Source organism: Monashia sp. HAY1-2A (assembly GCF_056755315.1).
This window is the reverse complement of record NZ_JBNDHY010000172.1, coordinates 1-8,750: the sequence shown is the minus strand read 5'-3', so window position 1 is coordinate 8,750 and position 8,750 is coordinate 1. Positions and strand designations below refer to the sequence as shown.

At 72.0% G+C, this 8,750-nt stretch carries 8 protein-coding genes; 3 read left to right on the top strand and 5 right to left on the bottom strand.

Translation table 11 applies throughout. The annotated features are described in order from the left end of the window. The 3 genes from ACPYOM_RS19010 to ACPYOM_RS19000 form a co-directional block, all read left to right on the top strand. Positions 1 to 295, top strand: a 295-nt coding sequence (locus ACPYOM_RS19010; RefSeq protein ID WP_481347158.1) for a C40 family peptidase, incomplete at its 5' end; no start/stop codon positions are given. Then, positions 292 to 1,173 carry an EamA family transporter gene (locus ACPYOM_RS19005; protein WP_481343026.1) on the top strand — a complete coding sequence of 294 codons (882 nt, stop codon included), beginning with the start codon at positions 292 to 294 and terminating at the stop codon, positions 1,171 to 1,173. The genes ACPYOM_RS19010 and ACPYOM_RS19005, both read left to right, overlap by 4 nt. 72 nt (positions 1,174 to 1,245) lie before the next feature. After that, on the top strand, positions 1,246 to 2,634 hold the full coding sequence (locus ACPYOM_RS19000; RefSeq protein ID WP_481347157.1) for an MFS transporter: 1,389 nt from the start codon (positions 1,246 to 1,248) through the stop codon (positions 2,632 to 2,634). Positions 2,635 to 2,650: 16 nt separating this feature from the next. Here ACPYOM_RS19000 and ACPYOM_RS18995 read toward each other — a convergent pair whose 3' ends face one another. The 5 genes from ACPYOM_RS18995 to lplAB form a co-directional block, all read right to left on the bottom strand. Beyond that, entirely contained in the window at positions 2,651 to 3,574 is a 924-nt protein-coding gene (locus ACPYOM_RS18995; RefSeq protein ID WP_481347156.1) for an oxidoreductase, read from the bottom strand. A 78-nt stretch (positions 3,575 to 3,652) separates the two neighbouring features. Beyond that, the gene (locus ACPYOM_RS18990; protein WP_481347155.1) at positions 3,653 to 4,699 is read right to left on the bottom strand and encodes a TerC family protein; all 1,047 of its coding nucleotides are present in this window, start codon (positions 4,697 to 4,699) and stop codon (positions 3,653 to 3,655) included. 267 nt (positions 4,700 to 4,966) lie between these two features. After that, a complete protein-coding gene (locus ACPYOM_RS18985) occupies positions 4,967 to 5,350 on the bottom strand; it encodes an MmcQ/YjbR family DNA-binding protein (protein WP_481347154.1) in 384 nt (127 codons plus the stop codon). 4 nt (positions 5,351 to 5,354) lie between these two features. Further along, positions 5,355 to 7,466: an excinuclease ABC subunit UvrB gene (gene uvrB / locus ACPYOM_RS18980; protein WP_481347153.1), complete on the bottom strand. Its 2,112-nt coding sequence runs from the start codon at positions 7,464 to 7,466 to the stop codon at positions 5,355 to 5,357. 64 nt (positions 7,467 to 7,530) lie between these two features. Then, entirely contained in the window at positions 7,531 to 8,580 is a 1,050-nt protein-coding gene (lplAB, locus tag ACPYOM_RS18975) for a lipoate-protein ligase LplAB (RefSeq protein ID WP_481347152.1), read from the bottom strand. Between the last annotated feature and the right edge of the window lie 170 nt (positions 8,581 to 8,750).

Below are 8,750 nucleotides of genomic sequence, written 5' to 3'. Positions count from 1 at the left end.
CGGTCTCGACTGCTCGGGCCTCGTCCTCGCCACCTGGCGCGAGCTGGGGGTCGTCGTCGCCCGCGACGCCTACGCCCAGGCCGAGACCGCCGAGCCGGTCCCGGTCGTGGACGTCCGTGCCGGTGACCTCTACTTCTTCGCCCGACCGGGCCGGCCGGTCCACCACGTCGGCATCGTCGTCGCCCCGGGGCGGATGGTCCACGCGTCGGAGACCGGAGGCGTCCTCGTCGAGGAGGACCTGCCGCAGGAGCGCCTCGACAGCCTCGTGGCCGCCGGGCGGCTCCCCCTCAGGTGAGCATCGACCGTCGGACCGCGCCGCTGCTCGTCCTCGGCGGCGTCGTCTCCGTCCAGTTCGGCGGGGCGCTCGCGGCCACCCTCGTGCCACGCATCGGCGCGGCCGGGTCGGTGCTGCTGCGCCTGCTGTTCGCCATGGTGGTCCTCGCCGCCGTCGCGCGGCCCTCGGCACGTGGCCGGTCCCGCGAGGACTGGCTCACCGTCGTCCTCTTCGGGGCGGCTCTCGCCGCGATGAACACAGCGTTCTACGCCTCGCTCGCGCACCTGCCGATCGGGGTCGCCGTGACGATCGAGTTCCTCGGTCCGCTGACACTGGCCGCGGTCCTCAGCCGCCGCGGGCGCGATCTCGTCGCCGTCGTCGCCGCCGGCCTCGGCGTCGTGCTCGTGTCCGGAGCGCTCGGCGCGGCCTGGGCCCGCTTCGAGCCCGTCGGCATCCTCTTCGCGGCCCTCGCCGGCGCCATGTGGGCCGCCTACATCGTGCTGAGCCAGCGGACCGGCCGCGCCTTCGCCGGGCTGGACGGCCTCGCGCTCGCGCTCGTCGTCTCCACGCTGCTCGTCGCACCGGTCGGCCTGCCCTCGGTCGCCACCTGGACCGGAGGTGACGTCGCCCTCGGCTTCGGCATCGCCGTGCTGTCCTCGGTCCTGCCGTACTCGCTCGAGCTCGTCGCCCTCCGGCACCTGGCCCAGAGCGTCTTCGGCATCCTGCTGTCGCTGGAGCCGGCGGTCGCGGCGGTCGCCGGGTTCGTCGTGCTGCACCAGGTGCTCGACGCCGGGCAGCTCGCCGGGATGGCTCTCGTCGTCGGGGCGAGCGCCATGGTGCTCGGCGCGCAGGGACGCCGTGAACCGCCGGCCGAGCCCGACCCCAGCCTCGGCCCGTGACGCGGCACGGCGCACCGCAGGCTGACGCCGGCCGCTTGACCTCAGGTCGGCTCGAGGTCGTAGCGTCGGCCGGTGACCACCTCCGACGCCGTGACCGCTGACCCGCACCTGTCCGCCGACGAGCGCGGCGGTCTGCTGTCGCCGGCTCTGCGGGCCACGACGGTCGGGATGCTCGCGCTCGTGTCGCTGCACGCGTTCGAGGCGCTCGCCCTGACCACCGTCATGCCGACCATCGCCGCCGACCTCGACGGCGAGTCGCTCTACGCCATGGCGTTCACCGCGACGCTCGCCGCCGGCATCGTGAGCATCGTGTGGTCCGGCAACCTCGCCGACCGCCGCGGACCACGCCCACCGCTGCTCATCGGCCTGGTTCTCTTCGCCGCCGGCCTCGTCGGGGCCGGCCTGGCCCCGACGATGCCGGTGCTCGTCGGGGCGCGGGTGGTCCAGGGCCTGGGGGCCGGCATGACGAGCACGGCGCTCTACGTCATGGTGACCCGCGTCTACCCACGACGCCTCCACACCGCGATCCTCGCCGGGTTCTCCGCGGCCTGGGTCGTGCCCTCGATCGCCGGCCCGTTCGTCGCCGGGCTCATCGCGCAGACCGTCGGCTGGCGGTGGGTCTTCGGCCTGGCGATCGTCGTCCTCGTCGTCGCCGCGGCGCTCCTGTCCCGGATCGTCGCCGGCCTCCGGCAGGAGCCGGTGCCCGTACCGTGGCGCCGCGGAGCCATCGTGGCCTCGGTGGCGCTGGCCGTGGCCGTCCTCGTGCTCAACTCCGCCTCGGGGGCCGTCGACGTGCGCTCGGTCCTCGTCGCCGTCGTCGCGGTCGTCGTCGTCGCGGGCACCGTGCACCGGCTCATGCCGCCCGGGACCCTGCGCCTGCGTCGGGGCCTGCCGAGCGACGTCGCGCTCCGGGCCGTCGCGTTCGCGGCCTTCACGGGCGGCGAGGTGTACCTGCCGCGCCTCCTCACCGAACGCGACCACCTGTCTCCCAGCCTTGCCGGCGTCGCCCTCACCGTCACCGGTGTCACCTGGTTCGCCGGGTCGTGGGTCCAGGGACGGTGGGCCGACCGGTACGAGATCGGGCGGACCGCCCGCATCGCGTTCGGAGCCATGGTGGTGACGCTCGTGGCGCTGGCCGTCGGGGTGGCTGCCGGCGCGCCGGCCTGGCTCCTCGTCGCCGTGTTCCCCGTGCTGGGCCTCGGCATCGGCACCCTCTACCCACGCGTCACGGCCCAGGCGCTGGCACGGGCCTCGGACGGTGAGCAGGGCTTCGTCAGCTCGGCCCTGCAGATCGGTGACTCGGCCGGTGCAGCGACGGCCATCGCCGTCTCGGCGCTCGTCTTCACGGCCGCCGGGTCGAGCCGCCCGGAGGCCTATGGCGCGCCGGCGTACGTCGCCGTCCTCGTGACGATGCTCGTCCCGGCCGCGGTCGGCTGGCTCGGCGCCCACCGGGTCCGCTGAGCGCCCGGGGCCGGACTCAGCCGGATTCGGCGGGCCCGTCGGGTGCCGGCGGGGCGGACGGAAGCTCGAAGCTGCGCCGGACGACGGCGTCCCACACCCGGTCGCCACCGAGGAGCCGCGTCGCGACGAGCGCCCTGGCGGCCGGGGTGACGAGGTACCGGCTGCGCGGGTGGTCCGCCTCGACGGCTCTCGCGACGACGCGCGCCACGGCGTCGGGGCCGACCGCGCTGCGCGACCGGTAGTTGCGCTCGGTGACCGCGTCGGACGTGGCCCGCAAGGCCGCGTACGGCCCGTCGTCACCGCCCCGCGCCAAGCCCTGGGAGGCGACGTCACCGAACTCGGTCCGCGTCAGCCCCGGCTCGACGAGGACGACGGCGACACCGAACGGAGCGACCTCGACGCGCAGCGCGTCGGTGAGGGCCTCGACCGCGTACTTCGACGCGTGGTACCAGCCACCGGTCGGGAACGTGATCCGGCCGCCCATCGACCCGATGTTGACGATGCGTCCCCGGCCGGCGGCCCGCATCGCCGGCAGCACGAGCTGGCACATCCGGCCCAGACCGAAGACGTTCGTCTCGAACTGGCGACGCACCGCCTCGAGCGGCACCTCCTCGACGGGCCCGTACTCGCCGTACCCGGCGTTGTTGACGAGGACGCCCACCGCGCCGTGCTCCCGCTCGACCACGGCCACGGCCGCGCGCATCGACGACTCGTCGGTGACGTCGAGCTCGAGCGTCCGCGCCCCCGCGGCCCTGAGGTCCTCGAGCGTCTCGGGTCGACGGGCCGACGCGTAGACGACGTGGCCGTCGGTGACGAGCCGGGCCGCCGTCGCTCGCCCGATGCCCGAGCTGCAGCCGGTGACGAGGACGGGTCCGCCGCCGGGCGTGCTGCGTGGGTCAGCCGCCCCGCGGCCGTCTCCGGTGGGGCCGGTGCTGGTCATCGCGTGCTCCTCGCTCCCGCCGCCGGGACCGGTGGCCTCCCTGCAACCTAGCGCGGCAGCGAGCGCCCGGGCGAGCCGTCAGGGGCGATGCGAGGGCGTGCCCGCCGTACCGGTGCCCGTCGTGTCGGCGCCCGCCCCGCCGGCGGCCTCGCGCCCGGCGTCGCGGCGGGACCTGACGAGGCTGGCCACGGTCGTGACGCCGAGGATGACGACGATCCCACCCAGCGAGACCGAGATCGGGATGTCGGGGACTCCCTCGACCGGGTGCCCACCGTTGACGAACGGCAGGTTGTTCTCGTGGAGCGCGTGCATGACGAGCTTGACGCCGATGAAGCCGAGCAGGACGGCCAGTCCGATGCTGAGGTAGACGAGGCGCTTGAGCAGCCCGCCGATGAGGAAGTAGAGCTGGCGCAGGCCCATGAGGGCGAAGACGTTGGCCGTCAGGACGAGGAAGGGCTCCTTCGTCAGGCCGTAGATCGCGGGGATCGAGTCGAGCGCGAAGAGCAGGTCGGTCGTCCCGAGCGCGAGGATGACGATGAACATCGGCGTCACCAGGCGCTTGCCCTGCTCGATGACCGTGAGGCGCGTGCCGTTCCACTCGGTGGTGGCCCGGAAGCGCTTCTCGACCCACCGGAGGAACCGGTTCTCCTCGAACTCGTCGTCGTCGCTCTCGCCCTGGGTCGCGAGCTTGACGGCCGTGTACACGAGGAAGGCACCGAAGATGTAGAAGACCCAGGCGTAGGCGTTGATGACGACGGCGCCCAGGGCGATGAAGACGCCACGCAGCACGATGGCGATGACGATGCCGATCATGAGCGCCGACTGCTGCAACTTCTGCGGCACCTTGAAGCTGGCCATGATGAGCAGGAAGACGAAGAGGTTGTCGACCGAGAGGGAGTACTCGGTCAGCCACCCGGCGTAGAACTCGCCGGCGTACTGGCCGCCCCACTGGAACCACACGTAGAGGCCGAAGAGCACCGCCGCAGAGACGTAGAAGGCGAGGTGGCGGCCCGCCTCGGCCATCGAGGGCACGTGCGGCCGTCGGGCTATGACGAAGATGTCGATCAGGAGGAACACGGCCACGAGGCCGATGGTCAGGAACCAGCCCCAAGCGGGAACGTTCATGGGCACAACCTTCCGGTCACCGAGATCAGCAACCGGAGGTCTCTCCCGCCCCGCCGCACGTGGCGACCGGACCGACGGGACCGGAAGCAGCGGTGTACCGCTTCGTGATGACGAGCCCGTCGCAGCAGGGATACTCCCCTCCGAGAACGCCTGATCCTCTCACCGCGACGCCCCACCCCCAAATCGGCGTCCGGGCCCAGGCCAGCGGAGGACGCCACGCGCACCGGTGCGTGGCGGCCGCGCGGGTGCGGCCGCCGCCGGCCACGGTCAGGACGAGGCCGACGCGTCGGGGCGCTGGCGGCGCGGCAACCCGGCGACGACGAGCTCGTAGGAGATGTCGAGCGCCTCGAGGAGCTCGTCCTCGGCGATGGTGCCGTCGGTGCGCAGCGTGTTCCAGCCGTGCCGACCGATGTAGGCCATGACGGAGGCGTCGGCCGGGTGCCGGTGCAGCCACTCGTCCGCCTCCTCACGGTTGCGGGCGCACTTCACGCCGATGGAGTCCGCACCGAGGAAGGCGAAGATCTTGTCACCGACCTTGGCCACGGTGTCGCCTTCCCACGGGGAGTCCTCCCAGGCCCCCGGCTTGTTGAGCGCCTCGACGCGCAGCCGCGCGGCAACCGCGCCGCCACCACTCCCGGCCACGGTGCTCACGCCGTCACCGGGTGGCCGCGCTCATCTGGCGCAGCTCCTTCTTGAGATCGCCGAGCTCGTCGCGCAGCCGCGCCGCGAGCTCGAAGTGCAGCTCGGCGGCAGCCTGGTGCATCTGCTCCGTGAGCTCCTGGATGAGGCCGGCGAGGTCGGCCGCCGCCATGTCGGCCGGGCGCCTGGCCGACCCGGCGGAGACCCCGACGTCGGCCTGGACGGCGCCACGCCCACCACCGGTCTTGCCCCGCGACTGGGAGCGGCCCGAGCCGATGAGCTCGGCCGTGTCGGCGTCCTCACGGTTGAGCAGATCCGTGATGTCGGCGATCTTCTTGCGCAGCGGCTGCGGGTCGATGCCCTTCTCGGCGTTGTAGGCCAGCTGCTTCTCGCGCCGGCGGTTGGTCTCGTCGAGCGCCTCCTGCATCGAGGGCGTGATCGAGTCGGCGTACATGTGGACCTGGCCGGAGACGTTGCGGGCCGCACGACCGATCGTCTGGATGAGCGAGCGCGCGGACCGGAGGAAGCCCTCCTTGTCGGCGTCGAGGATCGACACGAGCGACACCTCGGGCAGGTCGAGACCCTCGCGGAGCAGGTTGATGCCGACGAGGACGTCGAAGACGCCGGTGCGCAGCTCGCGCAGCAGCTCGACGCGGCGCAGGGTGTCGACCTCGCTGTGCAGGTAGCGCACCCGGATGCCCTTGTCGAGCAGGTAGTCGGTGAGGTCCTCGGCCATCTTCTTGGTCAGGGTCGTGACGAGCACGCGTTCGTTGCGCCTGGTGCGCTCCTGGATCTCGTGCATGAGGTCGTCGATCTGGCCCTTGGTCGGCTTGAGGACGACCTCGGGGTCGACGAGCCCCGTCGGGCGGATGATCTGCTCGACCGGCGGACCTGACTTGGCCAGCTCGTACTCGCCGGGCGTGGCCGACAGGTAGATCGTCTGGCCGATGCGCTCGAGGAACTCCTCCCACTTGAGCGGGCGGTTGTCCATGGCGCTCGGCAGCCGGAAGCCGTGGTCGACGAGCATCCGCTTGCGCGACATGTCGCCCTCGTACATGGCACCGATCTGCGGGACGGTCTGGTGCGACTCGTCGATGACGAGGAGGAAGTCCTCCGGGAAGTAGTCGAGGAGGCAGTTCGGGGCCGAGCCCGGGCCCCGGCCGTCGATGTGGCGGCTGTAGTTCTCGATGCCGGAGCAGAACCCGACCTGCCGCATCATCTCGACGTCGTAGGTGGTGCGCATCCGCAACCGCTGGGCCTCGAGCAGCTTGCCCTGCTTCTCGAAACGGGCCAGCTGGTCCTCGAGCTCGAGCTCGATGCCGCGGATGGCGCGGTCCATCCGCTCCGGCCCGGCGACGTAGTGCGAGGCCGGGAAGACGTACATCTCCTGCTCCTCGTTGACGACCTCACCGGTCACCGGGTGCAGGGTGTAGATCCGTTCGACCTCGTCGCCGAAGAACTCGATGCGGATCGCGAGCTCCTCGTAGACCGGGATGATCTCGACCGTGTCGCCCCGGACGCGGAAGGTTCCGCGGGTGAAGGCGAGGTCGTTGCGCGTGTACTGCATCTCGACGAACCGCCGCAGCAGCTGGTCGCGCTCGATCTCCATGCCGACGCGCAGCCGGGCCATGCGGTCGACGTACTCCTGCGGCGTGCCGAGGCCGTAGATGCAGGACACCGACGCGACGACGATGACGTCGCGGCGGGTGAGCAGCGAGTTGGTGGCCGAGTGACGCAGCCGCTCGACCTCGTCGTTGACCGAGGAGTCCTTCTCGATGTACGTGTCCGTCTGCGGGATGTACGCCTCGGGCTGGTAGTAGTCGTAGTAGCTGACGAAGTACTCGACGGCGTTGTTCGGCAGCAGCTCGCGGAACTCGTTGGCCAGCTGCGCGGCGAGGGTCTTGTTCGGCGCCATGACGAGGGTCGGGCGCTGGACCTGCTCGATGAGCCAGGCCGTCGTCGCCGACTTGCCGGTGCCGGTGGCACCGAGCAGCACGACGTCCTGCTCCCCCGCCCTGACGCGTCGGGACAGCTCGGCGATGGCCGCCGGCTGGTCACCGCTCGGCCGGTACTCGGAGATGACCTCGAACGGGGCCACCGTGCGCTGGAGGTCGGTCGTCGGACGCATGGCTCAACCGTACGTCCGGGGACCGACAGCGCCCACACCCCGGGCCGCCGCGACGTCCGCGCGGTCACGGCACACGGTTGGTCCACTCCGGCGTCGCGAACTTCTCGTCGACGAGCCGCTGCGCCTCGGCGAGCTCGGCCTGGGTGTAGTCCGAGGCCGTCGTGCGGTACCGGCGCGAGAACGACGCCGCGAAGGCGTCGAGGATCGCCGCGCGCGACAGCCCGGTCTGGCGGCGCATGGGGTCGACGCGCTTGTCGGCCGAGCGGTGGCCCTTGTCGCTCATCTTCTCGCGACCGATGCGCAGCACGTCCAGCATCTTGGCCGCGTCGATGTCGTAGGACATCGTCACGTGGTGCAGGACCGCCCCGTTGGCGAACCGCTTCTGGGCGGCCCCGCCGATCTTGCCGGCCTCGCTGGCGATGTCGTTGAGCGGCACGAAGTGGGCCTTGACCCCGACCTCCTCGAGGGCACCGATGACCCACTCGTCGAGGAAGGAGTAGGACCGCTCGAAGCTGAGCCCCTCGACGAGCGAGCTCGGCACGACGAGCGAGTACGTGATGCAGTTGCCCGGCTCCATGAACATCGCGCCGCCGCCGGAGACCCGCCGCACGACGTCGATGCCGTGCCGGGTGGCACCCTCGGGGTCGACCTCGTTGCGGACCGACTGGAACGAGCCGATGACGACGAGCGGGCTGTCCCAGTCCCAGAACCGCAGCGTCGGCGGGCGCTCGCCGCTCGCGACCTCGTGGGCGATGACCTCGTCGAGCGCGACGTGCAGGGCCGGGTGCAGCACCCGCGGCGGGATGACGTCGAAGACGTGGTCGTCCCACCCGGTGGCCTTGCCGAGGGCCCGGCGCACGGCGATGCCGATGGCCTCGGGCGTGAACCCGACGAGCGCCACGGACCCGTCGAGGGCCGCCGTCACGGCCGAGGCCAGCCGCTCGACGCCGGCGTCGACCGGAAGCCCGGTCAGGGCCGCGTTGATGTCGCCCAGCGCCTCGTCGGGTTCGAGGAAGAAGTCGCCGGAGACGCTGACCGAGGCGAGCCGGCCGCCCGCCTCCTCGACGTCGACCGCGACGAGCTTGCCACCGGGGACCTTGTACTCACCACGCATGCCGTGGACAACACGGACACCCCGCCGTGTATGCCGCAGGGCGCCTCCGCCCACCCCAGCCCCTGTCTCTTATACACATCTCCGAGCCCACGAGACGCGTAGTAATCTGGGGGGGGGGTTTCTTGTTTGGGAGGGGGGGGGGGGGGGGGGGGGGGGGGGGGGGGGGGGGG